Below are 25,828 nucleotides of genomic sequence, written 5' to 3' on the forward strand. Positions count from 1 at the left end.
AAAAAAAGGATGAGAATCCAGTCTCTCGTTAGAAAGATCGGTTCTCATCCAGGAAACTTATTTTGTTTTTAGAGCCTCAATATGATTGTGAGCGAAGTGAGTATTCGTTCCATACCTTCACCTAGAGGAAGCACGGAGTCCCTTCGTTACTACTCAATGTTCACATTATTTCTAACTCAGCGTTCGTTTGACGCTAGCTCTCAGTGCTGTCTATCCTCAAGAGCCAGCCTCTCGGAATTTTCGTGGCCTCCGCAAAAACCAAGGACGGTTTTTCACTGCACCCCCTAACAAATTCTGTCGAGGCTAAACGGGCTCTTTCGGCTTTTCAGTTTTCAGCTAACTTCTTCAGCAGTTCCTGAAACTGTTCGCGTTCTTCTTCTGTAAAAACGGAGAAGCGGCGGACAATCATTTCTTTTTTCTTCTGCTCAATCGAGGCTACAAAGTCTTTCGCTTCCTCGGTTAACTCAAGCACCACAATACGACGGTCGACTTCGGAGCGGTGTCGTGTGATGAAATTATTCGCAACGAGGGAATCTGTAATCGCTGTGATGTGACTCGCTGATACGTCTAGTTTTTTTGATAAATCTGTCGTGCGATTGATTCCGCTCGAGATAAGACTGAGCACGCGAAACTCGCCACCGGTCAGCTTTCGGTCTAAAATGCCATCGACTTCATGGCGAAAACTGTTAAAAACACGCTTCACAGATGTTTCGATTTCAAGAAAATTATCCATGTAAAGCCCTCCTTACTTCAATTCTTCTTTCACTAACTCAACCGCTTTTTTCTGCTGTGGATCATTGGCTTTTAGTTCTTTCTGAATAGCAGTAATCAAGGCATCTGTGGTTGCACCAGTTACGATACCGTCCACTTTTAACTTGCTTGCTTCTTGGAACGCCTTCACGCCATCTGTTGTATCAGCATCGAATAGACCGTCGACTTTTCCGACATTATATTTAAGTGCAGCAAGCATTGTCTCGATCGTTTTCACATCGTCACCAAAACTGCCTTCTTTATAGGTTTTAGATGCATCTGGAATCGCCATCGTCGCATAGGCTGGTAACGCCACCGCTACGTCAGGTTTAATGCCTTTTTCGTGGATCCATTCGCCGTCTGGTGTTAACCATTTCGCAATCGTGAGTTTCAACAACGAGCCATCGCTAAGTGGTAACGCCGTTTGTACCGTACCTTTACCGAACGATTTCGCACCGACTAGCTTGATATCACCAGATTCACGCGCTGCTGCCGCCAAAATTTCAGAAGCACTGGCGCTACCTTCATCAATCAGCATCGTGACAGGAACCTTCACTTTATAACCATTGTGCGCACTGCTATCCGCTTTAATCGTTTGTTTCGAACCATCTTTCACTTGTTCTTGAACGATCACTTTACCATCTGGCAGGAATAAACTTGCAATATCCACCGCTTGATCGAGTAAACCACCTGGGTTCCCACGCAAATCAATGACTAAGCCTTTCATGCCTTTAGATTCCATATCCTTCAAAGCTTTTTCTAATTCACTGTACGTATTTTCTGAGAAGGTAGTAATTTGAATCGTCGCGATTTTGTCTGCGCCCATTTCTGCATAGACCGTTTCAATCGGAATCTCGTCGCGAACAATTTTCACATCAAACGGTTTATCCGTTCCAGGACGCGAAATCGTTAGTGTAACGCTCGTTCCTTTTTTACCGCGAATTTTCGTTGTTGCTTCGGTGGAAGAAATGCCTTTAATCGACTTGCCGTCCACTTCGATAATTTTGTCATTCGGACGTAATCCCGCCGCTTCTGCTGGAGAGTTCTTGATTGGCGATACAACGGTTATGTAACCATCTTTCTCCTGAATTTCTACGCCAATTCCTGAAAAACTAGAAGAAATCGTATTATCAAATTCCTCTGCTTCCTTCGACGTCATAAACGAGGAATACGGGTCGCCAAGAGATGCCACCATCCCGTTGATAGCGCCTTCCATCATCTTATCTGTATTCACATCTTTAAAATATTTATTCTGAATTTCATCGTACACATCGTAAAGCTTCGTGAATTCCTTGCGTTCAGGAATCGCCACTTTGACATGCTTGTCCCCGCCCACAGACATTACGAGCGCCGTTACTAAAGCCGTTGCAAAAACACAACCGAATAACAGCATAACAAACGGGAATATCTTCATTTTTACCAAGCCTTTTCGAGAGGTAGGCTCTTGCTTCTCTTCGTTTTTCGGCTCATTTGGATTTGTTGGTCCTTGTTCCATTCCTATGTTCACCACTTTCTCACTAAACACCCTAGTTATGATATTTTTAACTTTCCTTTATTCTATCAGCTTTTGCTCCGAATGGGTAGCTTTTGTTGCTATACCCGACAAAAAAGACGAGCCAAGCTGATCCAGCATTGCGGCCTTCCCAGTTCGACTCGTCCTATCTCCTCTACGCAACGACTTCATAACCTGCTTCATCCACGGCTTCTGCGATGGCATCTTGTACATTTTTCCCATCATCATACGTCACTTCCGCCGTGCCCGCTTCGAGTGAAATCACTGCTTTTTCCACGCCCTCGACAGACTCGATAGCCTCACGAACCCGTTTCTCGCAATGCTCACAGCTCATGCCTTCCACTTCTACTACCAACTTAGCCATTTCTCACCACTCCTTTGCTATCTTCTCTATTTTATTATACCCCACCCAGGTAATTATTGCACGATGGATGCCTACGCTTTCTTAGCTTCGGATTCATGCCATTCCAACAACCCATAAACCGCATTAAAAAGGTAAATCGCATATTGCGTCGCGATAATCGGATTTTTCGTATAAATATTAAGCGAAATCACCAAGATATTCATGATAATCCACAAATACCAGTTAAAACTAAACCGCGCAATCATTAAAAATTGAGCCGTCACGCCAAGCGCGAAAATGAAATTATTCAGCATCAATTGATACGGATCATTCGCCACCCCAAGAATCCCCGTCAAATACATATTCACAAAAGAAGCACCAATAATAAACAAAATCGCAATTCCAAAATGGCGTTCCGTCAACTTCCGCGGTTCAAGCGTCGCCTCCGCATCCATATGTTTTTTCCAAGTCACCAGTCCGAAAATATGCGTCACGAAATAGTAAAAACTCGGCAATGCCGCCCCAACATTCCGTCCTAAAAAATTCCCACTCATCTCACTAAACGCTGCCAACATGCCAAACACATTGCCGCTATTCTTCCCTTTTGCCAATAAAATTACGCAAATCAACCCACAGATTGCGCCCACATAAGACAATAAATAACGCCATTCAAAATTGACCAATGGATTCGTCGCTAAAAAAGCAACCGTGACAAGCAAAACACTGATATAAGGGTATACTTTATTCCGACCTATCTTCAAAACGACTGATTTCATCTGAATTCTCCTTTTTATCGTTCAGTAATTGTTCCACAAGCTGGATACTCTCCAGATACCTCTCCTCATAATTCCCCGACGTAATCGCCACATACGGAATCCCGTTTTCCTTCAATAAATGTTCCAACAAATCCTGAAACTCCTTGCGCTTAGCCTTACTTCCAAGATGCCGCAACCCATCGTTCACCCAAGGCGTATTATTCTCCAGCAAAATCACCAAATCAAAACGCTGCGTCTCAATCATCGCCTGCACAAACGGATGCTCCCGTCCCTCATACGTCATGCAAAACGCTTGCGTCGTCACATAATCCGTATCAATAAACGCCACCTTATTCGCATATTTCACCGCAAAATCAATATACTGCGCCTGCCCAAGCGAAATTTTGTCATAATCGGAAAATTGGAGCGCCTTCTCATTCCCACCAAGATGCGAAAAAACATAATCCCGTCCGTACTCCCAAGCACTCGTCGTGTTAAACGTATTCGCAAGCTTGTTGACTAGCGTAGATTTTCCACTCGATTCCCCGCCCAAAATCGCTACTTTCCGAACGAAAAACGGCTTCACCTCGGTTGGAATGTAGTCCCAATAATGAAACGGCTCCTGCCTAATTTGCGTCGCGCTAATATTCATAAACGACCGCTCCGCATCGATAACCACCGTGTTTACGCCCAACAATTCCTGATACCGAATCGCATCCTTAGGTTCACTCGAATAAATCGCGTTCGCCTGAATATGATTATCCGCAAGCAGCTTCTTCGCCCGAATCGCCCACTCATCCCAACCATCCGGATATGGCGGTATCCCATCCTCCGACAAATCATGAATTTTAATATTATCCTGGTACTTAAACGTCTGCAACAACCAGCGCCAGCGATCCTCCACAGTAGGCTGCTTCGTCATCGAACTCTTTTGAAAAAGCTCGAAATCACGCACATCATCATGGCAAAGAATCACGTGAAGCTCATCCACTTGGCTCGCCGCTCGCTGAATTAAATAAATATGCCCCGTATGCAGCGGGTAAAATTTACCGAACACAACACCGATATTTTTTTCACGCGGGGGGTATTCTAAATGAAGCACTTCATGCAAAGCCTGCAATTTTTGAGCGCTTGGTTCCTTGATTTTATTATTGATAAGTTGACTGAGATACCCTTTCGTGACACCAATCCGGTCTGCTGCTTGTTGTAAAGTCAGTCCGTTTTCTTTTAAAGCTAACTTTAAATATGTATACCGTTGCATCTTTATCGCTCCTTATTCGCATTTGTTTATTATATTAAACATTTATCCCGAAAAAGTCAATAGCAACTTAAAAATTCTATCATCATCGCTTTGCAAATCAAGTCATGCTATAATTATTTATATCATTTTGAGGAGTGTTGTTCATGGGTATGATTGGAAACTATTGCAAAATCACGCCAGACCAGTTTCATTCACTAAAAACCGGTCAAATAACCGTTTCAGAATTCCTGTATTCTGACAATCATGTACTAGAAGACGATTTACTAGATATCGATAAAGCTTGGGATTGCATCCATTTCGTTTTAACCGGAAAAGGAATGGTTGATTTAGTTGAACCTGAGTTAGAAATGTCTCCTATGTATCAAATCATTATGGGCGGTCAAGCAATCAGCAACGAAGATATCGGCTACGGCTCCGCTAGATATTTAACCCCCAAAGAAGTAAAGGCATGCCACCAAACCATTAAAAATATTACAGAGCATGATTTCAAAACCCGAGTGACTGCCGAACAATTAGTAGAACATCAGATTTACCCCCTATCGGATCAAGTCGACGAAGATTTTATACCTTACGCATACGAATATTTCCGCGATGTACAAGCATTTTTCGAACAAGCCAATACCGAAGAAAAATATATGTTGCTGTATATCAATTGAGCCATACAAAAAACGCTTAGAAGTCTGAAAATAGATTTCTAAGCGCTTTTTTATATTATTTTAATTTCACACGTTTCAAACGCAGCGCATTCGCCACAACCGAAACCGAGCTCCCCGCCATCGCAAGTCCTGCTACCCAAGGCGCTAACAAGCCAATCGCCGCAATAGGAATTCCTGCACAGTTATAAGCCAATGCCCAGAAAAAGTTTTGCCGGATATTTCGCATCGTTGCTCGGCTCAATTGAATCGTTTGTGGAACGAGCGTCAACTGATGGCCCACAAGCGTCACATCGCCCGTTTCAATCGCGATATCCGTCCCCGTTCCGATACTAATTCCCGTATCCGCCGTCGCAAGTGCTGGTGCATCATTGATTCCATCACCAACGAACGCCACGACATGCCCTTGTTTTTGCAATCCAGCCACGAGGTCACTCTTATCATTCGGCAATTGTTCTGCGTACACATCATCGATACCAAGCTCCGCCGCTATATTCTCCACAACCACGCGCTGGTCACCCGATGCAATCGCCGTCTTAACACCCAGCTCCTGGAGTCTCGAAATCGCTTCCTTTGCCTCTTTTCGCGGTGTATCCAACAAGCCAAACGCACCCGCAAAAACACCGTCAATGCTCATTGCCACAATCGTTTGCCCAGCTTGCATCCACTGCTGCATCACGTCATCCGCTTCCTTCTCGATAGCCACAGACTGCGCGATAAACCGATACGATCCCAACGACACTTTTGCACCGTTCAAAACGCCAACCATGCCATGTCCCGCTTTCGCCCTAATTTTCTCCGCACGTACCTCGTTCTCATCCACATTCTCTAAATATGCCAATACAGCCTTAGCAATCGGGTGTTCTGACTGCGCTTCCATCGCGCCCGCAAAACGCTTGAAATCCACATGATTATCCAGCATATTCGTCACGCGCAACTTCCCTTCCGTCAGCGTCCCCGTCTTATCAAAAATCACCGTATCCACTTTTGCCGTCCGCTCTAAATGCTCGCCGCCTTTAAAAAGAATCCCGCTTTCCGCACCTTTCCCAGTTCCCGACATAATCGCGGTCGGCGTCGCCAAGCCAAGCGCACAAGGACACGCAATCACGAGCACCGCAATCGCCACCTGCAGCGACTGATCGAGCACACCGCCCGTCGCAATCATCCAAATCGCAAACGTCACGACCGCAATCACCAACACAATCGGCACAAAAATCCCTGAAATCCGGTCCGCCAAACGCTGAATTGGCGCCTTCACACCCTGCGCCTCTTCCACCAGTTGAATAATCGTCGAAAGCACCGTCTCGTCCATCCGTTTCGTTACCCTCGCCTGAAATCCCCCATCAAAATTCACCGTCGAACCAATCACCGCGTCTCCCGCCTTCTTCTCCACAGGCACCGGTTCCCCAGAAATCATCGACTCATCAACGCTCGTCTCACCACTCAACACGACCGCATCAATCGGCACTTTTTCACCAGGTCGCACTAGAATCACATCGCCAATCGCAAGCTCATCCACAGGCACTTTCCACTCCTGATTCTCCCGCAAAACAACGGCTTCCTTCGATTGCAGTTTCAGCAAACCAGCAATAGACTGCGTCGTTTTCGATGTCGCGTAACTCTCCAACAATTTTCCAAGCAAAATCAACGTAATCAAAATCGCACTCGTCTCAAAATAATAATGCGCCTCCACATTCGGATTCACAAGCTGCCGCACATACTCCGCCAAGCTATAGAAGTAGGCCGACGACGTCCCCAACGCCACGAGCACATCCATGTTCGCGCTCTTACCACGAAGCGACTTATACGCCCCATCATAAAACCGCCAACCAATATAAAACTGAATCACCGTCGCCAAAATCAGCTGAATCGTTGGACTAATTACCGCATCCACACCCATCGCAAACGCCGTATGGTGCAGATAAGGAATGTGCGTCACCATCGTGAGCAACAACGGCAATGCCAAAATCGCAGACAAGATAAACCGCCGTACTTCACGCTTAAACTGCTTTTCCAATACCGCGTCCTTCTCCTCTTTCGACATTTTCTCCGCTGCATCATACCCCGCATGCTTCACAATCTCAATCAACTGCTCCGGCGCTATTTGCTCAGGATCATAATAAACCGCCGCACTCTCCGTCACCAAATTCACATTCGCCTTTTCCACACCAACCGCCTTATTCAGCGATTTCTCCACACGCGTCGAGCAAGCCGCACACGTCATACCAAACACATTTAAATCCTGTCTCTTCGCTTCCATTTCAAAAATACCCCCTTACTTATTTACGTTTTCGAAAACTGCCGTATCACTTTCAATAACTCATCCATCACTTCATCCGACTCACCATTTTGCGCCGCATCCACTACACAATGCTTCGCGTGATGCTCCAACACCTGCAATCCAACCTTCTTAAGCGCTGAATTAGCCGCCGAAATCTGCACTAGTATATCCACACAGTAACGATCTTCCTCGACCATTTGCTGTATCCCACGAACCTGCCCTTCCACACGCCGCAAACGATTCAACACCTGTTTCGTATCCTCCTCAGACCTTGCTACAATTGGTTTATCATGCGCCATCTCCAACACTCCTTCACTCAACTTTATATCTTCATTATACCTATAGGGGGTATATAAGTCAACTCACTTGTTTCTAACAAAAAAAGAACCCCCACATCACGTGAAGATTCTCTCATCTTATTTCGCCGTTCCACCATCAATTTTCTTCTGCAACGCCTGCACATGCTGGAAAAATTCCTCAAGCGTCCAATCATTCTCATAAATAATTGTCGCCGCATCCTTCCCGACATAGCGATAATGCCAAGATTCATATTGATACTGCGTCACAGCTTCTTTGCCTTTCATATACCGCAAAATAAAACCATAATTATGCGCGTTCTTCTGTAACCATTGCCCCTCAGGCGTCTCACCAAAAGCCTCTGTCAAGTTAAACCCTTGATCACGCGATGAAATATCCATCGCAAGACCCGTCTGATGTTCACTCGTTCCAGGAACAGCAACAGCCTCCTTCGCTTTCGCCTCGCCCTTCGCAGCAACTTCCGCACTAAAAACTTCCTGTTGGCGCTTGTACGAACGGTAGCCCGACACAGCATAAAGCGTTAAGCCATCTTGCTTCGCCGCCGTAAACATCGCTTCTAGTTGCGAGCCCGCTTCCTTACGCATCTGCGCTTTTTCAACCTGCGCATCACCAAACGAGAACGTCACATTCGGACGCACTAAATCAGGTGGTGAATAAGAAGATTGCAACGAATACTCTTTATTCGCAAGCACCAAAATATTTTCCGGGTTCGTAATATACTGAACACCATCTTTTTCCTCTAATTTATTCTGCTGGGCAATATACGGATAAAGCGGATCATTTTGATAATCCTTACCGCCCGTTTCCTTTTCAGTCTTTGTTTCGGTTTCTTTTTCCGCCTCTGTGTTCGTGTCTGTTTTCGCCGTTTCTGTCTCCGCGGCTGGCTTCTCGATATCTCCCGCTAAATAATCAGCTGATGTATGAAAACCTGCCAAACTCAGCGCTATCATGAATGAAATAAAATGCATCATCTTGTTTTGTAACCTTCTTTCGTTAGATTCTCCCTACTTCAACGTAGATTCTAACGCAACCACAATCATATCGTTAAAAGTCGTTTGGCGCTCTTCCGCCGTCGTTTCTTCCCCAGTAAAAATATGGTCACTCACCGTCAAAATCGCCAGTGCTTTACGCCCAAATTTCTGAGCAATCGTGTAAAGCGCCGCCGCTTCCATCTCGATTCCAAGCACGCCATGATCCGCTAATTGTTGCTTATCCAACTGCTCATTATAAAAACGATCCGATGAAAAAACATTCCCCACACGCATCGCTAAGCCTTTTTCAAGTCCCGCATCATACGCATTTTTCAACAAATCAAAATCAGCCACTGGCGCAAAATCAACGCCCGCAAACGTATTGCGATTAATTTGTGAATCCGTTGAAGCCGCTTGCGCAATCACCACATCGCGAACCTTCACGTCTTTTTGAATCGCGCCCATCGTACCCACACGAATCAAATTTTTCACATCATAACTTTGAATCAACTCGTTCACATAAATCGAAATCGACGGAATCCCCATACCAGTTCCCATCACCGATACCCGCTTCCCTTTATATGTCCCCGTATATCCAAACATATTACGAACCTCATTAAAGCAAATAACGTCCTCTAAAAAAGTCTCCGCAATGTATTTCGCACGCAACGGATCTCCCGGTAAAAGAATCGTTTCTGCAATCTCGCCTTGTTTCGCCTCAATATGAATACTCAATCTTAACGCCTCCCATTTTTTTCTTCATCCAAAATATAGTTACCCCATAAATCATCAAACAACGTCATGCTCGGAATATACGAAGCATTAAGCTCCAAATACTCACACAACTCATAATAATCAGTAGACTGCTTCGGAAAACTATGATCTTTAAAAGCATCATTCGCAAATTTCGTCGCCGCATCACGTTTGATGGTATCGCGATAAGTCATTAAATAGTGATAAAACGATCGTCCCAAGCTGTCCATTCCTCTCTTTTGTCAACGCGGCACATGCTGTAAAATTTCTTCACAAATCCGATGTGTTTCAAGCGCTGATTTTTTCGAAACAGGTTCCGCCTTACCTTCACGTACCGCAGTCAAAAAGTCCGTAATAATCGACTCGAATCCGCGTTTATAAAGCGTCGTCTCCCAGTCACCGAAACGCACAACTGAATGACCCGTTCCTTCATAGACATGCAGCTCCGTCACATGCTCCACTTCCCATTTCGCATCCGGCGTAAATACCGTCAAACGCTCCTCGCTCGTACCACTTTCCCGGTTCATCATCGCCGTCGCCGTCCGACCATTCGCCAAAAACTGCACCGTAATCGCTGATAACAAATCCCCACTCATCGTCGGGAAAACCGTCATCTTCTCCACTGGCGCGTCCAACAAATGAAGCACCGTATCCACCACATGAATAAAATCATCAAAGATAAATACCCGAGGCTCACTTGCCTGCGCTTTTCGGTGTTTTTGCATCAAGATCATATTCGTATCCGTTTTCTCCGCCAAAGCCGCATATCGAGGCGCAAAACGACGATTAAAGCCAACCATCAATAACGTATTTTTCGCTTCCGCTAGCTCGATTAATTCCTTCGTCGTTTCATAATCATCCGCCACTGGCTTATCCACATAAACCGGAATACCAGCCTCCAAAAATGCACGAACAATCTCCGGATGGCTTGCCGTCGACGTATGTACAAACGCCGCATCCACCTGCGCACGAATCATCGAATCCACCGAATGATGCGTATTATGAAAACGATATTTCTCACTAATCGCCTTCAACTTCTGAGAATCTCGCGTAAACAAATGCACTTCCACATTATCTAAATGCGCAAACACCGGTAAATAAGCCTTCTGCGCAATCCCACCTAAACCAAGCACAGCAATTTTTTGCATCGTCATTCCTCCTCGAAAAAATACAAACTAATACCCCTACCAATTCTATCACAACTTAGCAGGGGTATTCAATGCTGAAGATAGGACATACGCTCGATTTGCATAAAGCCAAGTACACTCCTACCCAATATATAAGGTGGTATGCAAGTCCTCGGCTTTACGCAAGCTTTTATCCAAACTTCATTAAAAATATGAATTATCACGTAAAAAACGGTAAATATTCGCCATATCCTTCTTCTTCAAGCGCATCTTTCGGTACAAAACGCAGCGCCGCCGAGTTAATGCAATAACGCATGCCACCCGATTCACGCGGTCCATCCGGGAAAATATGACCCAAATGCGAATCAGCATCCACCGAGCGAACCTCCGTCCGAATCATCCCGTGCGACAAATCCCGTTTTTCCAACACCTCAAGCGCATCAATCGGCTTCGTAAAACTCGGCCAACCACATCCCGCATCATATTGATCCAGCGACGAAAACAACGGCTTACCAGACACGATATCTACATAAATCCCTGCCTGATTATTATCCCAAAACTCGTTTTTAAACGGGCTTTCCGTGCCGTTTTTCTGTGTCACTTGATACTGCAATTCGTCTAGTTCTTTCAACCGTTTCGCTTTCTCCTCTTGATTCACAGCAAATCACCCTTTCCAATTGGCATCGATAAATGGGTCACGTCCCGAATGACTGCGGTAGTTCTTATAATGATTCGGATCCTTCTTATAAAAATCTTGATGATACTCCTCCGCCACATAAAATGGCCCAGCCTTCTCGATTTCCGTCACGACAGGCCGCTTAAAACGCCCACTCGCATCCAAACCGGCCTTCGATTTCTCCGCTATCACGCGCTGTTCCTCTGATGTATAGAAAATAACAGGACGGTACGACGAGCCACGATCCACAAACTGACCACCAGCATCTGTCGGGTCCGTCTGTTGCCAATATACCTCCACTAACTTCTCATATGGAAAAACAGCCGGATCAAACGTAATTTCAACAGCCTCCGTGTGCCCGGTCGTCTCACTACAAACCTCTTTATACGTCGGATTCACCGTATGGCCACCCGTATAACCCGCCACAACACTCTCAATCCCTGGTTGCGTATCAAACGGCTTAATCATACACCAAAAACAGCCACCCGCAAAAATTGCTTTTTCACTCATTATCTTACCTCCCCATCTTATTTCGTCGGTACCAATAGTGTAAACGAAATATCGTCTTTCTTCAAATCAAGCGCATCCACACGTACTCGCATGTCACCTTTTAGTTTCAATTTATTCATATCCAAATAAATTTTCTTACGTTTTGGCGAAACCGTTACCCAATCCGGCAATTCCACCTGATTCTGCACATATTTCATCGCAACAGAAACCGGAAGCGGTAACGCCCCAATTCTCAGATCCACTTGCTGCAAAACAATCACGCCATCCTTCCGCAAAGTTGGCGTAAAATTAAGCCCAAGATCCACTGGCTGTCCCAAAAAATGAGCCTCCGCAGTAAAAACAACATCATCCGCTAAATACACGTCATATTTGATATCCGCATCATTATCTTTCTGAAAATCCTGCAAATAATGCGCAATTAAAGCATTCAAATCCGCCTTATTCGTTGATGTTGGAAATTCCACCATATCCTTCGTGCTCACCATCCGCCCCGCATCTTCCGGCACATGTGGCGAAAACCAGAATATCGACATATAAATCCAACCAATGCTGATTATTAAAATCCCGACAAACGTCAGAAACGCCCATTTCCAGTAGTTTGTTTGCTTATCTTTTGACCTCAACAGCCGTCACCTTCTCTACTCTATATTTCCATTTTGAATCGATGTCACCATTTGTTTGTATAAAGCATCCGCCATTTTCTGATAGCCGGCATGATTTGGATGAAACAAATCGTCTGAAAGATTCGGATTTGCCTTTCCTTCTTTCGTTGCAGAACGCTCTTCCAACTGCTTATTCACCGAAATAAAATGCGTATCATTCACCTTTGCCAATGTCTCTTTTGTTGAGGCATTCCACTCGCTAATAATATCGTCAAGCACCTTCATCTCGCTAAAATAAGTCGTATACGGATTATAAATACCAAACAAGTATATCGGCGCATCCGGATTCAAATCGCGAATGTCATCCAAAAGTTTCGTCAAATTGGCGTCAAATTTCTCATTCGCCTTCGTAAAATCGGATTTCTTCGCATCCAATAATTTAGAACGAATGACTTTCACCACATCGTTCCCACCAATCGTGATTGAAATCGCATTGGCAGCTTTCACATCATCTTGAAAATCAGGTTGTGTATCCAAACGTTTCAGCAACTGGTCCACCCGATTACCGCCGACACCATAGTTCTCCGTCGTCACACTTCTCACATCTTCACGCTTGGCTAATTTGGTCTTAATAATCCCGACGTAACCGCCATCGTTTTCCTCATCGCCAGAACCTTCTGTTAACGAATCTCCCATCGCGACAAGATGGACCGAAACACGCGCTTCTTCACGCTTTCTCTCCTGCTCTTTTTGGATAAAATAAAAGGTAAGAATGGCCGCGAGGATGATGATAGCGATCCCCGCGAGCCAATATTTTTTCTTATTCAACGTCTTCACCTAACCTACTCTGTATAGTAAATCATCGCAAACGCGCCGTTTCCAGCATGTGTTGAGATAACCGAATCGGCATTTAACAACAATACTTCCGGCAAGTGGAAAATTTCTTTCGCATGTGCTCTGATTTCTTCGGCCATCTGCAACCCATTCGCGTGTACCACGTTGAATTCCTTGACCTTCTTCGTTTCTGCTTTTAACACGTCCACTAAATAATCCATCGTTTTTTTCTTACTGCGAATCTTAGCTTCTTCAACAAGTGCGCCGTCTTGTAATTTGGCAATCAACTTGATGTTCAAGAGACTTCCAATAATACCCTGCATTCTGCCGACACGCCCACCTTTAATGAGGTTTTCGAGGGTCACAACGCAAATATAAAGCTTTGTTTTCGCGCGAATCGATGATATTTTTGTTAAAATGTCTTCTACCGTATTTGTTCCAGTTTGCGCCATTTTCGCCGCTTCAATAACCTGAAACGCCAAAGCACGGGCGATGTAATCCGAATCGATGACTGTTACTTTGCCATCCACCATATCTGCGGCTTGTTGCGCCGTTAACACCGTACCACTTAGTTTCTCCGTTAAATGAATGGCTAATACTTCACTACCATCCGCTGTTAATTCCTCAAATAAGGCTACAATATTTCCAATTGCTGGTTGCGATGATTTAGGAAGTTGTTTCGAAGCTGCCATTTTTGCCATAAATTCAGCTGGCTCAATGTCCGTCGCATTGTATGTTTCTCCATCAATTTCGACGGTTAACGGTAGAATATGAATGTTATATTTCGCCACTTCTTCTGGCGTTAATCCTGCTGTTGAATCAGTCACAATTTTTATTTTTGTCATTATTTCCACATCCAATTCTAGATTTCTTCTTTCTATTATAGCAAGAAAATCACAATAGTACTATTCTAATAGCTAAATATCAGGCGGAAGTTGTACCTAAGAACGATGGTTTTGGTATTCTTTACACTATCTTAAACTTTCAAGGCTTTTTTTCACTTTCTATTTTCTCGAAAAAGGCGTATGATAAGAACAAGAATAGAAAATTTAATTTTTCAGAAAAGTTTGGTGATAAACATGCACGAAGCGTACAATTGGAAAGAAGAAGTCGCAAATGCGGTCACACATGGCGTTGGTTTTTTACTTAGTATTCCGGCTCTAGTGATGCTCATTGTTTTCGCAGTACAGCGGGATAACCCGATTTATTTAGTCAGTTTTTTAATTTACGGTATTTCATTGATGTTATTGTATTTCTGCTCGACGATGCTACACAGTTTCAAGCCAGGGAAAGCGAAACAATTATTTAATATTTTGGATCATGTCGCCATCTACGTTTTGATTGCCGGATCTTACACACCACTTGTTTTGATCACACTACAAGGATCGCTCGGCTGGACATTATTCGGCGTCATTTGGGGACTTGCCGCAGCAGGAATCGTGTATAAATGCTTTTTGCTCGGAAAATGGAAACTCGTTTCGACGCTTTTCTATCTATTGATGGGCTGGCTCGTCATGATTGCCATTAAGCCGCTCTATTTAACACTGGAACCAGTCGGATTTTGGTTGCTCGTCACCGGCGGAATCATGTTTACCGTCGGCGCGGTTTTTTACAGCATTCCAAAAGTTCCGTACATGCACGCGATTTGGCATTTGTTCGTCATCGCTGGCACTGGATTTATGTATTTCTGTATTTTGTTTTACGTATAATTTTGAAAGAGGCATCCGCGTAAGTGGATGCCTTTGTTTGCTTTATTTGGATGTCATCATTCCAAAAATGAGGAAAAATAGACATAAAACCAATAATACGAGCGCAGGAGAAAGCACCACGAACCAAACGAGAACAAATAAGGCTACGATTAAACTGATAAACAACGCCAAATGTATCCACGCAAGCCGTTCTTCTGGAACCCGATATAGATGAAATGTTCCTGAAAAAGCAAGAACGTACACCAAAACCGAGCTAAACAGGAAGAAAACAACGAAATGGTACGATATATCTGGCAAAACAAGCATTTTGATACCTGCCGCCGTCGTCGAGAGCGATAAAAACAGGAATAAGTGTCCATAAATAATCAGTTGCCCTGCTGTTTGCTGTTCCTTATCTAATTTTTTCTCCAGATTATCGAAATACTGCCACCAAATCAGTAATACCAAAACAATCGCGCAGGCTGCATAAAAGATCAGGCCCGCGTCCATCACTTCCGTCGACAACACAGAAATAATCGCAACAATCGATTCTCCCAACAGAATAATCGTGAATAAACCAAAGCGTTCCAATAAATGCTCCGTGTGAATCGGGACTTGTCGCAATCGCTTTCGCCCTATCAGCGGTACCAGAATATCCAGCACAATTCCTGCGTAAAGCATGATATAACGCCATTCTCCATCTAAAAATAGCGAGATGGAAGATATGAAAATCCCCATCCAGAAATATTTCCCTAGAAAAAGCGCCACATTCCGACGAGCCGCTTTTTCTTTTTTTGCGGCAAAAAGATATTGTATCGCCGTAATCATCCTCAATCCGATATAACCAATGAAAAAAGTGATATACGTCTCATCAAAATGAATATTGAAGCTTGAAATCATTAATAATACAAACATGATTTCGAGTCCAATAAGCAATCGTTGTGGTAACAAATCATTGCCATAGCGATTGATAAATAACGTCTGTCCCGTCCAAGCCCACCATAACGGCACAAACATCAGCACAAACTTCCAAAAAACACTCGCATCGACCACGCCATCTTCTATATAAAGCAGAACATGCGTGACAGACGCGATTGCCCCGACAAATAATAAATCAAAAAATAGCTCCAGCCACGTTACTTTCTTCGGCACAAAAAATCGCCCTCCCTTTTCTTTCGCTAATTATAACGAAGCTCTGCGTCGGAAGCAAAAATAGGAACTCTTATTTTTAATTAGTATGACACATTAAACATTTGCATTCTATTATGTCATACTATATAATAAACAGCATATCCTATATCGAAATGAGGTGAGCCAAATAAAGCTCTCAGCACGACAACTAGCCATCATCGAATTTGTAAAAGTAAACGAACCCGCAACAGGCGACCAAATAGCACGTTCGCTGGAGTTAACGCGTGCCACGATACGCGCTGATTTGTCGATTTTGACGATGACTGGTATTTTAGATGCCCGTCCGAAAGTTGGTTATTTTTATTCGGGGCTCGATTTAAATCCTACTATCTATGAAGATATTCGCCATCTGAAGGTAGCCGAAATTATGACGACACCAGTTTTCGTAACGAAAGAAACCTCGATTCACGATGCGATTGTCACGCTTTTTTTAGAGGATACTGGTAGTTTATACGTGATCGAGGCGACCGAACTGATCGGCATTGTTTCTCGCAAAGACTTGCTAAAAGGTGCACTTGCAGATACCGACAAAAAGGCGACACCAATTGCGACGATTATGACGCGGATGCCCAATATTTTAACTGTCACAAAAACAGACTCTGCCCTCTACGCAGCGCAACAACTCGTGATTCATCAGATTGACTCCTTGCCTGTTATGGATGGCAAAAAAGCCATTGGAAAAGTTTCTAAAACACGATTGACGCAACTTTTCGTGGATACGTTCAAAAATGAATAAATCGGAGGTAAAAATGAAGTCTACTGTCATCATTTATGTTATTTCAGATGCCATCGGAGAAACCGCACAACACCTTATTCGCGCTTCAACTGCTCAATTTACATTGGAAGGTGGCGCTGATATCCGCCGCCACGCCTTTGTTCGAGACGAAGAAGCGTTGCTGGAAATTTTAGAAGAGGCCCGAAAAGCAGATGCGATTATCGTCCAAACGTTAGTGCAAAAGCAGTTAGGCAGCATTTCCAGCGATTATTGTGCACAACACGACATGCCCTGCATCGATCTTGTGTCCAATCTCACCAAAGCTATCGAGCAAAAAACCGGACAGCAATCCAAGGAAGATCCCGGCAATATGCGCAGGCTTGATCAACATTATTTCGACCGAATCGCCGCTATCGAATTTGCCGTTAAATACGACGATTGCAAGGATCCACGAGGTTTACTGGAAGCAGATATCGTACTCATCGGCATTTCCCGCACAAGTAAAACACCGCTCAGCAGCTATCTCGCCAACCAAAATTACAAAGTCGCCAATGTCCCGCTCGTTCCAGAGGTGCCGATTCCAACAGAACTCACCCAAATCCCAAGAAATCGCATTATCGGCCTGACAAACAGTCCAGAAAAACTCTCCGCCATTCGCAAAGTACGCCTAAAATCGATTGGTTTAGACGAAACGAGCAGTTACTCTAGTGAAAATCGGATTTTAGAGGAACTCGACTACGGATATCGCATTTTTAAACAACTCGGGTGCCGTATCATTCAAGTAGAGGACAAAGCTATCGAAGAAACTGCAGCCCTAATCATTGAAAAAGTGAAATAAAAATCTAATGTTAGAGGTGACTATTTTGAGAAAATTTGTGTATCATTTTAATGAAGGTTCGAAGGAAATGAAGTACTTATTAGGTGGAAAAGGTGCCAACTTGGCCGAAATGACGAATATTGGACTGCCCGTCCCGCCTGGCTTTACGATTACAACGGAGGCTTGTAAAGACTATAATGAGCACCATCAATACTTATCGGACGATATTTATGCTGAAATGATGACACATCTACACATTTTGGAGGAAGAGACTGGGAAGAAATTTGGCGATGCTACGAATCCGCTTCTCATCTCCGTACGTTCAGGCGCCCCTTTTTCGATGCCAGGAATGATGGATACAATTCTTAATCTGGGACTGAACGATCAATCGATTCTTGGGCTTGTAAAGGCCACCAATGACGCGCGTTCGAGCTATGATTGCTACCGCCGCTTTATCCAGATGTTCGGCGATGTCGTTTTTCAAATTCCTAGTTACCGTTTCGAGCAAGCGCTTACTGATCTAAAAGCACAGAAAAATTATACGCTCGATACAGAGCTTTCTGCCGAGGATTTGCGGGACTTGATTGCTACGTATAAAGCGCTTTATGTCAGTGCTTCTGGTCGTGATTTCCCGCAGGATCCTTTCGACCAACTGCGCTTGTCGATTACCGCTGTTTTTGATTCTTGGGAAAATCCGAGAGCAGCCATTTATCGTCGCCTCCATCACATTGATAATCAACTTGGAACCGCTGTCAATATTCAATCGATGGTGTTTGGAAATACTGGCGACACGAGCGGAACAGGAATTGCTTTTACACGAAATCCTTCGACAGGCGAAAATATCTTTTTCGGTGAATATTTGTTGAACGCGCAAGGAGAAGATGTCGTTGCCGGGATTAGGACGCCAGAGCCGATTTCACATTTGGAAGATACGATGCCTGAGGTTTACAAACAATTGCTCGACGTTGCTGCCTTGCTTGAACTGCATTATTTGGACATGCAAGATATTGAATTCACCATTGAAAAAGGCGAACTGTTTGTGCTGCAGACGCGAAATGGGAAGCGGACGGCGCAAGCGGCAATCAACATTGCGGTGGACCTTGTGCATGAAGGGAAATTGACAAAAGAGGAAGCGATTATGCGGATCGATACGGCTCAAATTGATCAGCTACTCCATCCTTCTTTTGATGAAGCGAGTTTGCGTGCCGCGACGTCACTTGCAACTGGCCTGCCAGCTTCTCCGGGTGCTGCGACCGGCCAAATTTATTTTAATGCAGAAGATGCCGTTGAAGCCGCTGAACGTGGCGAAAAAGTCGTGCTCGTGCGCAACGAAACCTCGCCCGAAGACATTGAAGGCATGGCGAAAAGTGTGGCGATTTTGACAGCACACGGTGGTATGACATCGCATGCGGCTGTTGTTGCTCGAGGTATGGGGAAATGTTGTGTGGCGGGATGCGATGCGATTGCGATTGATGAAACGAAAAAAATGATGCAAAGCGCGACGGCTACGCTTACGGAAGGTGATTTCCTCTCACTTAACGGTTCGACTGGAAGTATTTATCTCGGTGAAATCCCACTTGTCGAGACAGAAATCGGTGGTCATTTTGAAGAACTGATGAGCTGGGTGAATGAGACGAAGAGGCTTATTATTCGTGTTAATGCAGATTCTCCTGAAGATTTGGAAGTCGGATTGCATTTTGGTGCGGAAGGTGTTGGGCTTTGCCGAACAGAGCACATGTTTTTCCAAGAAGACCGAATTCCACACGTACGTCAAATGATTATCGCGGAGACAAAAGAAGAAAGAATGATTGCCCTAGCCCATCTGAAAGAGATGCAAAAAACGGATTTTGTAGGTATTTTCCGAGCTGCTGATGGAAAACCCGTAAATATTCGCCTGCTTGATCCACCACTACATGAATTTTTACCGAAAACGGATCGTGATATTGAAAAATTAGCTCGGGAAATTGGGAAACCTGCTGAAGAAATTCAGCAGCGCGTCCACGATTTAGCAGAAACGAATCCAATGCTTGGGCATCGCGGTTGTCGTCTGGCTATCACGTTCCCAGAAATTTATATCATGCAAGCCGAAGCCATTATGGAAAGCGCGATTCAGATTCATGATGAAGGGATTGCGGTATACCCTGAGATTATGGTCCCCCTCGTTTCTAGCAGAGAAGAAATCGCGATTATTAAGAACCAGCTGAAAGAAGCGATTCAAACAATATTCCGAAAAGAACAGTTGGTGTTGCCATTCGATATTGGGACGATGATTGAAATTCCTCGCGCATGCGTTACAGCAGATGAGATTGCGGAAGAAGCACAGTTTTTCAGTTTTGGGACAAATGATCTGACGCAATTGACGTTTGGTTTTTCTAGAGATGACGCGAATAAATTCTTGTACGCGTATCAAGAACAGAAAATTTTGCCGACAGATCCGTTCCAATCGATTGATCAAAAAGGAGTCGGTGCGCTGGTGACAACTGCGGTGCAACGAGGACGGATGACAAATCCAGCGCTTAAGATGGGCGTTTGTGGAGAACATGGAGGCGATCCTGCATCGATTCAGTTTTTCCATCGGTTAGGATTGCAGTATGTTTCTTGCTCGCCGTACCGGATTCCGATTGCTCGGATTGCGGCGGCTCAGGCATCGATTTTGGAGGAGCGGGAGAAAGTGAACGTTTAGGAGGATGAGAGCCCCGAGTAGTGATGTGAAAATCGCTGGTCGGGGGTTTTTGTTGAGGGGCTTATGGCGCATTTTGTTTCCTTAGAGTGCCAATATGAGTGTAAGCAAAGCGAGCATTCGTTCCTTGTACTCCAACAAATCTGGACGGCGGACTAATAATGATTTGGTAGTCGTTCATAATCTGGCAATCTTATTCGTGGGAACGCTCCGTGTTTTGACTTATCATCATTTGCAGATCCAGCTTTGTTGTGGTTCTTGAAAAGCGTCGTGTGCTTTTTTAGAACCTCAATATGAAGTGGAATGCAATGAAACTGCCTTCCTATTACCAGACTCTCGGAGATTGTTGACACTCTTAGGAAGCGTATTTTGTTTCCTTAGAGTGTCAATATGAGTGCGAGCAAAGCGAGCATTCGTTCCTTGTGCGCCAATAAATCTGGACGGAGGACTAATAATGATTTGGTAGTCGTTCATAATCTGGCAATCTTGTTCGCGGGAACGCTCCGTGTTTTGACTTATCATCGCTTTCAGATCCAGCTTTGTTGTGGTTCTTGAAAAGCGTCGTGTGCTTTTTTAGAACCTCAATATGAAGTGGAATGCAATGAAACTGCCTTCCTATTACCAGCCCCTCGAAATTTTCGTGGCCTCCGCAAAAGTCAAAGGAGGACTTTTACTGCGCCCCCTAACAAATTTTTTCGGGGCTAACGGGCTTCTTCAGCTTTTCATCCTTGACAAACCTCCTTTTTCCATGTAATCTAATACCAACAAATCTTATCGGAATTATACACTTTCATAATTTCTAGGGTTAAAAAAGGGAGGACTTTTTACATGGACACAGCATTTTTAATTATTAATTTAGTCGTAGCGGCCATCATTATTTTCGTTTTTGGCTGGCTGGCGAAGCGTCATGTTTCATTTTCAAAACGGGTGCTTTTAGCGCTTGGTATCGGTATTATCGCAGGTTTCGTCTTGCAATTTATTTATGGCGCGGCATCTGATGTCACAACGCAAACGACGGAATGGCTAGGAATCATCGGCGGCGGATATGTCAAACTGCTGCAAATGATCGCCATCCCGCTTATCTTCATCTCCATCGTCACTGCTTTTACACGGCTTCAACTAAAAACCAATATCGCAAAAGTTGGTATGTGGATTATCGGCACGCTTGTTATCACGGCTGCCATCGCCGCTTTCGTCGGTATCGGGGCGGCTCTTTTATTCCATCTTGATGCTAGCAATATTTCACAAGGTGCAACCGAAGCAGCTCGTGCAACGGAACTTCAAGATAAATTTGCAGGAATTAGCGATCTATCGTTCCCGCAAAAAATCGTGGAGCTCTTGCCTGCTAATCCATTCCTTGATTTCACTGGTGCGCGTGCGACTTCCACAGTTGCCGTCGTTATTTTCGCAGCGTTTATCGGCGCCGCTTTCCTCGGTGTACAGCGCAAGCAACCCGAAGAAGCCGCTACTTTTGCGAAAGGTGTCGATGCGATTTATGCGATTATTCTTCGTATCGTGAAGCTGATTCTTCGCCTGACTCCTTATGGTGTTTTTGCGATTATGACAAGTACTGTTGCCCTTAGTGATACGTCCGCGATTTTAAAACTCGGAAATTTCGTGCTCGCTTCGTACGCAGCGCTTATCGCGATGTTCGTTATCCATCTCGTGATTGTCGCTTTCACAGGAACTAGCCCGATGACGTATATTCGTAAATCACTACCCGTTTTGACGTTCGCCTTCACTTCTAGAACGAGTGCTGGTGCGATTCCTCTGAATATTGATACGCAGAAAAAATTAGGCGTGCCAGAAGGTATTGCCAATTTTGCGGCATCATTCGGTTTATCTATCGGGCAAAACGGCTGTGCTGGGATTTACCCGGCAATGCTTGCGATTATGATTGCTCCTGCGGCTGGGATTGATCCATTTTCGTGGAAATTCATTTTAACCGTCGTGCTTGTTGTTGCAATCAGCTCATTCGGCGTTGCTGGTGTTGGTGGCGGTGCAACATTTGCCGCAATCATCGTGCTCTCCACGCTGAACTTGCCAATCGGACTCGCTGGTGTCTTGATTTCGATCGAGCCACTAATCGATATGGGCCGTACAGCGCTGAACGTAAGCGATAGTATGGTGGCCGGACTTGTCACAAGTAAAGCTACCGGTGAACTAAAAGAAGAAGAACCAACATTGGCAGAAGCATAAGCAGAAGCATAAAATGAAAATGGCGTTAAATCAAGGACCCAAACCTTGACTTAACGCCATTTTTATATTGTTTTCTGGGTTTTTAATGTCGGTACAATCAATCCTGCTAACACGAGACAAATCGCCAAGTACGTAAAAGTTGTCGCGTAAGAACCTCCTGAAATATCGAGTAATTTCCCGATGAAAATAGGTGATACAATTCCTGCAATTGAGCCTAAGCAGTTCACCACCGATGACCCCGTCGCCATCTGATCTGTTGGCAAAATATCGACGACAATTCCCCAAAAGATACCCTGCGATAAAAATAGGAACCACGCCGTCACACATTGTAGTACAAGCGCTAACTCGATGGAAGGCACTTTAATAATGAAAAATAACGAAACCGCTGCAACCAATATCGAAATCGCAAAAATAAACCGGCGCTGTTCTTTAAATCGGTCCGACATTGCCCCACCAAGAAGCATCGCAACCGTTCCAACAAGATACGGCAGCGCATTATAAAACCCCGTCGCCTGCAAACTCAAGTTCCGCTCATTCATCAAATAAGACGGCAACCAAGAAGTGAAGCCCCAAAAAGTAAGATCAAAGAAAAACCAAACGAGTCCCGCTTTCCAGACCAAACTATTTTTGAAAATCGTCGACATCTTCGCTTTTGGCTTTGTCACATTCACGGTCGGCTCATCTTCCTCTAGCTCCTGCAACGCCTCTGCGCTCATTCGTGGGTTATCTTTCGGATTATCCCGCACCAATCGGTAAAACAAGAATGCCACAACAAAACCCGGAATCGCTAGAAAAATAAATAAATGCCGCCAACCAAAAACACTAATAAAATAAGCCGCTAGCACACTCGCAAAAGCCGGCCCCAACGTGTTGACCGTCGATTGAATACTCGTCATGCGGCCACGAAGCCGTTTTGGATAATAAGTCGCAATCGCTTTATAAGAAGATCCAGGAAGTGGCGCCTCACCAAGCCCGAAGAAAAACCGAACCCCTAAAAATAGAGGATAATAAAAAATAACCCCTGTCAGCATCGTGAATAGCGACCAAAAGCCAACTGCAATACTCGTCATTTTACGAAAGCCAAACCGGTCCGCAAGCATTCCACCTGGAATCTGGAACAGCGCATAACCCATAAAAAAGGTACTAATAATTAGCCCCTGATGCGTGGATGTCAACTCAAAATCCTCCGCTATGTAAGGTAAAGCCACCGTTATGACCATCCGATCTAAAAACGATAACAACCAACAAAACCATAATAAAACCAACACTGTGCCACTAGCTCGCCATTTTGCATTTTTAAAAAACATTGTTACAAATCACCCACTTTTCAATTATAGGAACAATCTCATGTTTTCGATATATTCTTATAATTTAGCATAGGGCTAGATACTTGTAATTATTCATTTTGAACAAGGTTTACAAACGCGTTAGCCGAAATAAACAAGAGCTACGAGTGAGCCCTTGTTATCACGACCATTATCAAAAATAAAACATACGCTACCGGAACCACGACTAGCCAGATGAAAAACAGACGCGAGCCCAGCTCTTTCGCACGCCAAATCCCAATGACACCGACCACCAAACTCAGTACCATGTATTTAGCAAACGAGAACAGCGTCGCGACACTACTCTCCGACGCGCCGCTCGCTCCTAGCATTAGACCTGCACCCACGAATAATAAGGTCACTAAAAAATAACCTAGCACGTGAAATCTAAATCGCATTGCCTTCATCGTATCCATTACTCAACCTCTATTTTTTCATACCATCCGTACCAAAAATCAAGCTCATTTTTAGTATCCCGAACACCGTCCACACGCTTCGTCAACTTCCAATCAGACCACTGAATCACCGGAAAACGTGTATCCCCACCGCAATTGGCTTCCACATGCGTCACAATGAGAGCGTCCGCATCTTCTAAAAACAGCTGATAAATTTCCGCGCCACCAGTAATGAACACCGTTTTTCCAGCTGCCAATTCCAGTACCGCCTCTTTCGAATGCACCACTTTTGCGTCAGGTAATGAATAGCTCTGATCACGCGTCAAAACGATGGTTTCCCGATTGGGCAAAGCTTTTCCAATCGATTCGTACGTTTTACGCCCCATCACAATCGTGTGGCCGTTCGTTTCCTTCTTAAAATGCTGCAAATCAGCAGGCAAGCGCCACGGCATCGTATTGTCCTTGCCAATGTAGCCATCCTTGTCCTGCGCCCAAATAAACGTTAACATCGTCGTCCTCCTCAAACTGAAATCGGCGCTTTAATCGCCGGATGCGGATCATAGCCCTCAAGCGTCACATCCGCTACATCAAACTCAAAAATCGATGCCGGTTTATCCGATAAAACAAGCTTTGGCAACGCACGCGGTTCACGTGATAGCTGCTCCTTCACCTGCTCAATATGGTTATTATAAAGGTGCGCGTCTCCCATCGTATGCACAAACTCACCAACGTCAAGACCCGTTTCCCGTGCAATCAAATGCGTCAAAAGCGCGTACGAAGCAATGTTAAACGGCACGCCCAGAAAAATATCCGCACTTCGTTGGTACAACTGACAACTAAGTTTCCCATCCGCCACATAAAATTGAAACAGCGTATGACACGGCGGTAACGCCATACTCGGCACATCCTCTGGGTTCCAAGCCGACACAATCAGGCGTCGCGAATTCGGATTCGTCTTAATCATCGCAATCAAATCTGCCAACTGATCAATCGTTTCACCAGTCGACGTCCGCCATTCCCGCCACTGCTTCCCGTAAATATTACCAAGCTCACCGTACTGCGCCGCAAAAGCATCATCCGCCAAAATCCGCGCCTTAAAGCTCGCCATCTCCTCCAAATAAACCGCCTGAAACGCCGCATCAGATTCCGCACGCAAACCAAAATCCGTCATGTCCGGCCCCGCATAATCCGGGCTCTTCACCCAACGCTCAAACGCCCATTCATTCCAAATATTATTATTATGCTCCAAAAGGTAACGAATATTCGTATCCCCATGCAAAAACCACAACAATTCACTGACCACCAATTTAAAAGGAACACGTTTCGTCGTCATGATTGGGAAACCTTCCGCCAAATCATAGCGCATTTGGTAACCGAACGTACTAATCGTCCCCGTCCCCGTCCGGTCCCCTTTTTGCGTACCATTCTCCAACACAAACCGCTCCAACTCCAAATATTGCTTCATCCATTC

General features: G+C 44.6%; 27 protein-coding genes. 6 read left to right on the top strand and 21 right to left on the bottom strand.

Going from position 1 to position 25,828, the window contains the following annotated elements:
* Positions 1–325 precede the first annotated feature (325 nt).
* From EP58_RS11205 to nadR, 5 genes are all read right to left on the bottom strand, one after another.
* The gene (locus tag EP58_RS11205) at positions 326–733 is read right to left on the bottom strand and encodes a MarR family winged helix-turn-helix transcriptional regulator (protein ID WP_036093457.1); all 408 of its coding nucleotides are present in this window, start codon (positions 731–733) and stop codon (positions 326–328) included.
* A 12-nt stretch (positions 734–745) separates the two neighbouring features.
* Positions 746–2,245: a lmo1851 family serine protease gene (locus EP58_RS11210; RefSeq protein WP_036093459.1), complete on the bottom strand. Its 1,500-nt coding sequence runs from the start codon at positions 2,243–2,245 to the stop codon at positions 746–748.
* Positions 2,246–2,417: 172 nt separating this feature from the next.
* On the bottom strand, positions 2,418–2,627 hold the full coding sequence (locus EP58_RS11215) for a heavy-metal-associated domain-containing protein (RefSeq protein WP_036093460.1): 210 nt from the start codon (positions 2,625–2,627) through the stop codon (positions 2,418–2,420).
* A gap of 71 nt (positions 2,628–2,698) precedes the next feature.
* The gene (gene pnuC, locus EP58_RS11220; RefSeq protein ID WP_036093463.1) at positions 2,699–3,382 is read right to left on the bottom strand and encodes a nicotinamide riboside transporter PnuC; all 684 of its coding nucleotides are present in this window, start codon (positions 3,380–3,382) and stop codon (positions 2,699–2,701) included.
* Positions 3,348–4,622: a multifunctional transcriptional regulator/nicotinamide-nucleotide adenylyltransferase/ribosylnicotinamide kinase NadR gene (gene nadR / locus EP58_RS11225; protein ID WP_052164840.1), complete on the bottom strand. Its 1,275-nt coding sequence runs from the start codon at positions 4,620–4,622 to the stop codon at positions 3,348–3,350. Before nadR ends, pnuC begins: the two co-directional genes overlap by 35 nt.
* A gap of 143 nt (positions 4,623–4,765) precedes the next feature.
* Here nadR and EP58_RS11230 point away from each other — a divergent pair, with 143 nt between their 5' ends.
* On the top strand, positions 4,766–5,278 hold the full coding sequence (locus EP58_RS11230; protein ID WP_036093466.1) for a YfbM family protein: 513 nt from the start codon (positions 4,766–4,768) through the stop codon (positions 5,276–5,278).
* A gap of 55 nt (positions 5,279–5,333) precedes the next feature.
* Here EP58_RS11230 and EP58_RS11235 read toward each other — a convergent pair whose 3' ends face one another.
* From EP58_RS11235 to EP58_RS11285, 11 genes are all read right to left on the bottom strand, one after another.
* On the bottom strand, positions 5,334–7,535 hold the full coding sequence (locus EP58_RS11235; protein ID WP_036093468.1) for a heavy metal translocating P-type ATPase: 2,202 nt from the start codon (positions 7,533–7,535) through the stop codon (positions 5,334–5,336).
* A gap of 23 nt (positions 7,536–7,558) precedes the next feature.
* Complete coding sequence (locus tag EP58_RS11240; protein WP_036093471.1) at positions 7,559–7,855, bottom strand: metal-sensing transcriptional repressor; 297 nt, start codon at positions 7,853–7,855, stop codon at positions 7,559–7,561.
* Between the two features lie 117 nt (positions 7,856–7,972).
* Entirely contained in the window at positions 7,973–8,845 is an 873-nt protein-coding gene (locus EP58_RS11245; RefSeq protein ID WP_103034846.1) for a M15 family metallopeptidase, read from the bottom strand.
* A 33-nt stretch (positions 8,846–8,878) separates the two neighbouring features.
* Positions 8,879–9,580, bottom strand: coding sequence for a purine-nucleoside phosphorylase (gene deoD / locus EP58_RS11250; protein WP_036093473.1), 702 nt, complete (start codon positions 9,578–9,580; stop codon positions 8,879–8,881).
* A gap of 2 nt (positions 9,581–9,582) precedes the next feature.
* Positions 9,583–9,819, bottom strand: coding sequence for a YozE family protein (locus tag EP58_RS11255; protein WP_036093474.1), 237 nt, complete (start codon positions 9,817–9,819; stop codon positions 9,583–9,585).
* A 21-nt stretch (positions 9,820–9,840) separates the two neighbouring features.
* Positions 9,841–10,746 carry a Gfo/Idh/MocA family protein gene (locus EP58_RS11260; RefSeq protein ID WP_052171446.1) on the bottom strand — a complete coding sequence of 302 codons (906 nt, stop codon included), beginning with the start codon at positions 10,744–10,746 and terminating at the stop codon, positions 9,841–9,843.
* A 199-nt stretch (positions 10,747–10,945) separates the two neighbouring features.
* Positions 10,946–11,383, bottom strand: coding sequence for a peptide-methionine (R)-S-oxide reductase MsrB (msrB, locus tag EP58_RS11265; protein ID WP_036093476.1), 438 nt, complete (start codon positions 11,381–11,383; stop codon positions 10,946–10,948).
* 6 nt (positions 11,384–11,389) lie between these two features.
* Positions 11,390–11,911, bottom strand: a complete 522-nt coding sequence (msrA, locus tag EP58_RS11270) for a peptide-methionine (S)-S-oxide reductase MsrA (protein ID WP_036093477.1) — start codon at positions 11,909–11,911, stop codon at positions 11,390–11,392.
* Between the two features lie 17 nt (positions 11,912–11,928).
* Complete coding sequence (locus tag EP58_RS11275; RefSeq protein WP_236637253.1) at positions 11,929–12,534, bottom strand: YpmS family protein; 606 nt, start codon at positions 12,532–12,534, stop codon at positions 11,929–11,931.
* 15 nt (positions 12,535–12,549) lie between these two features.
* Positions 12,550–13,341 (bottom strand): SGNH/GDSL hydrolase family protein, encoded by a 792-nt coding sequence (locus tag EP58_RS11280; RefSeq protein WP_036093749.1) that lies wholly within the window; start codon positions 13,339–13,341, stop codon positions 12,550–12,552.
* 14 nt (positions 13,342–13,355) lie between these two features.
* Positions 13,356–14,192 carry a DegV family protein gene (locus tag EP58_RS11285; protein ID WP_036093752.1) on the bottom strand — a complete coding sequence of 279 codons (837 nt, stop codon included), beginning with the start codon at positions 14,190–14,192 and terminating at the stop codon, positions 13,356–13,358.
* A gap of 234 nt (positions 14,193–14,426) precedes the next feature.
* On the opposite strand from EP58_RS11285, the gene trhA reads away from it, so the two are divergent.
* Entirely contained in the window at positions 14,427–15,056 is a 630-nt protein-coding gene (trhA, locus tag EP58_RS11290; RefSeq protein WP_036093479.1) for a PAQR family membrane homeostasis protein TrhA, read from the top strand.
* 42 nt (positions 15,057–15,098) lie between these two features.
* Here trhA and EP58_RS11295 read toward each other — a convergent pair whose 3' ends face one another.
* Positions 15,099–16,187, bottom strand: coding sequence for a low temperature requirement protein A (locus EP58_RS11295; protein WP_036093480.1), 1,089 nt, complete (start codon positions 16,185–16,187; stop codon positions 15,099–15,101).
* Between the two features lie 157 nt (positions 16,188–16,344).
* Between EP58_RS11295 and ccpN the strand changes: the two genes are divergently transcribed.
* The 4 genes from ccpN to EP58_RS11315 all read left to right on the top strand — a co-directional run bounded on the left by ccpN (position 16,345) and on the right by EP58_RS11315 (position 22,637).
* The gene (ccpN, locus tag EP58_RS11300; protein WP_103034847.1) at positions 16,345–16,962 is read left to right on the top strand and encodes a transcriptional regulator CcpN; all 618 of its coding nucleotides are present in this window, start codon (positions 16,345–16,347) and stop codon (positions 16,960–16,962) included.
* A 13-nt stretch (positions 16,963–16,975) separates the two neighbouring features.
* Positions 16,976–17,779, top strand: coding sequence for a pyruvate, water dikinase regulatory protein (locus tag EP58_RS11305; RefSeq protein WP_036093481.1), 804 nt, complete (start codon positions 16,976–16,978; stop codon positions 17,777–17,779).
* 25 nt (positions 17,780–17,804) lie between these two features.
* Positions 17,805–20,441: a pyruvate, phosphate dikinase gene (gene ppdK / locus EP58_RS11310; protein WP_036093482.1), complete on the top strand. Its 2,637-nt coding sequence runs from the start codon at positions 17,805–17,807 to the stop codon at positions 20,439–20,441.
* 825 nt (positions 20,442–21,266) lie between these two features.
* Complete coding sequence (locus tag EP58_RS11315; protein ID WP_036093483.1) at positions 21,267–22,637, top strand: L-cystine transporter; 1,371 nt, start codon at positions 21,267–21,269, stop codon at positions 22,635–22,637.
* A gap of 62 nt (positions 22,638–22,699) precedes the next feature.
* On the opposite strand, the gene EP58_RS11320 is transcribed toward EP58_RS11315, so the two are convergent.
* The 4 genes from EP58_RS11320 to EP58_RS11335 form a co-directional block, all read right to left on the bottom strand.
* Complete coding sequence (locus EP58_RS11320; protein WP_036093484.1) at positions 22,700–23,944, bottom strand: MFS transporter; 1,245 nt, start codon at positions 23,942–23,944, stop codon at positions 22,700–22,702.
* 140 nt (positions 23,945–24,084) lie between these two features.
* The gene (locus tag EP58_RS11325; protein ID WP_036093495.1) at positions 24,085–24,378 is read right to left on the bottom strand and encodes a hypothetical protein; all 294 of its coding nucleotides are present in this window, start codon (positions 24,376–24,378) and stop codon (positions 24,085–24,087) included.
* Positions 24,378–24,866 carry a dihydrofolate reductase gene (locus EP58_RS11330; RefSeq protein WP_036093496.1) on the bottom strand — a complete coding sequence of 163 codons (489 nt, stop codon included), beginning with the start codon at positions 24,864–24,866 and terminating at the stop codon, positions 24,378–24,380. The genes EP58_RS11325 and EP58_RS11330 overlap by 1 nt, the downstream gene beginning before the upstream one ends.
* A gap of 11 nt (positions 24,867–24,877) precedes the next feature.
* Complete coding sequence (locus EP58_RS11335) at positions 24,878–25,822, bottom strand: thymidylate synthase (protein ID WP_036093497.1); 945 nt, start codon at positions 25,820–25,822, stop codon at positions 24,878–24,880.
* Between the last annotated feature and the right edge of the window lie 6 nt (positions 25,823–25,828).

The organism is Paenilisteria newyorkensis (assembly GCF_000766145.1).
Lineage (GTDB): Bacteria > Bacillota > Bacilli > Lactobacillales > Listeriaceae > Listeria_A > Listeria_A newyorkensis.

Excerpts from the sequence above, each read along its gene's own strand:
- EP58_RS11205 (WP_036093457.1), bottom strand. The coding sequence starts at position 733 with ATGGATAATTTTCTTGAAATCGAAACATCTGTGAAGCGTGTTTTTAAC.
- EP58_RS11210 (WP_036093459.1), bottom strand. The coding sequence starts at position 2,245 with ATGGAACAAGGACCAACAAATCCAAATGAGCCGAAAAACGAAGAGAAG.
- EP58_RS11215 (WP_036093460.1), bottom strand. The coding sequence starts at position 2,627 with ATGGCTAAGTTGGTAGTAGAAGTGGAAGGCATGAGCTGTGAGCATTGC.
- pnuC (WP_036093463.1), bottom strand. The coding sequence starts at position 3,382 with ATGAAATCAGTCGTTTTGAAGATAGGTCGGAATAAAGTATACCCTTAT.
- nadR (WP_052164840.1), bottom strand. The coding sequence starts at position 4,622 with ATGCAACGGTATACATATTTAAAGTTAGCTTTAAAAGAAAACGGACTG.
- EP58_RS11230 (WP_036093466.1), top strand. The coding sequence starts at position 4,766 with ATGGGTATGATTGGAAACTATTGCAAAATCACGCCAGACCAGTTTCAT.
- EP58_RS11235 (WP_036093468.1), bottom strand. The coding sequence starts at position 7,535 with ATGGAAGCGAAGAGACAGGATTTAAATGTGTTTGGTATGACGTGTGCG.
- EP58_RS11240 (WP_036093471.1), bottom strand. The coding sequence starts at position 7,855 with ATGGCGCATGATAAACCAATTGTAGCAAGGTCTGAGGAGGATACGAAA.
- EP58_RS11245 (WP_103034846.1), bottom strand. The coding sequence starts at position 8,845 with ATGATGCATTTTATTTCATTCATGATAGCGCTGAGTTTGGCAGGTTTT.
- EP58_RS11260 (WP_052171446.1), bottom strand. The coding sequence starts at position 10,746 with ATGCAAAAAATTGCTGTGCTTGGTTTAGGTGGGATTGCGCAGAAGGCT.
- msrA (WP_036093477.1), bottom strand. The coding sequence starts at position 11,911 with ATGAGTGAAAAAGCAATTTTTGCGGGTGGCTGTTTTTGGTGTATGATT.
- EP58_RS11285 (WP_036093752.1), bottom strand. The coding sequence starts at position 14,192 with ATGACAAAAATAAAAATTGTGACTGATTCAACAGCAGGATTAACGCCA.
- trhA (WP_036093479.1), top strand. The coding sequence starts at position 14,427 with ATGCACGAAGCGTACAATTGGAAAGAAGAAGTCGCAAATGCGGTCACA.
- EP58_RS11305 (WP_036093481.1), top strand. The coding sequence starts at position 16,976 with ATGAAGTCTACTGTCATCATTTATGTTATTTCAGATGCCATCGGAGAA.
- EP58_RS11315 (WP_036093483.1), top strand. The coding sequence starts at position 21,267 with ATGGACACAGCATTTTTAATTATTAATTTAGTCGTAGCGGCCATCATT.
- EP58_RS11320 (WP_036093484.1), bottom strand. The coding sequence starts at position 23,944 with ATGTTTTTTAAAAATGCAAAATGGCGAGCTAGTGGCACAGTGTTGGTT.
- EP58_RS11325 (WP_036093495.1), bottom strand. The coding sequence starts at position 24,378 with ATGGATACGATGAAGGCAATGCGATTTAGATTTCACGTGCTAGGTTAT.
- EP58_RS11330 (WP_036093496.1), bottom strand. The coding sequence starts at position 24,866 with ATGTTAACGTTTATTTGGGCGCAGGACAAGGATGGCTACATTGGCAAG.
- EP58_RS11335 (WP_036093497.1), bottom strand. The coding sequence starts at position 25,822 with ATGAAGCAATATTTGGAGTTGGAGCGGTTTGTGTTGGAGAATGGTACG.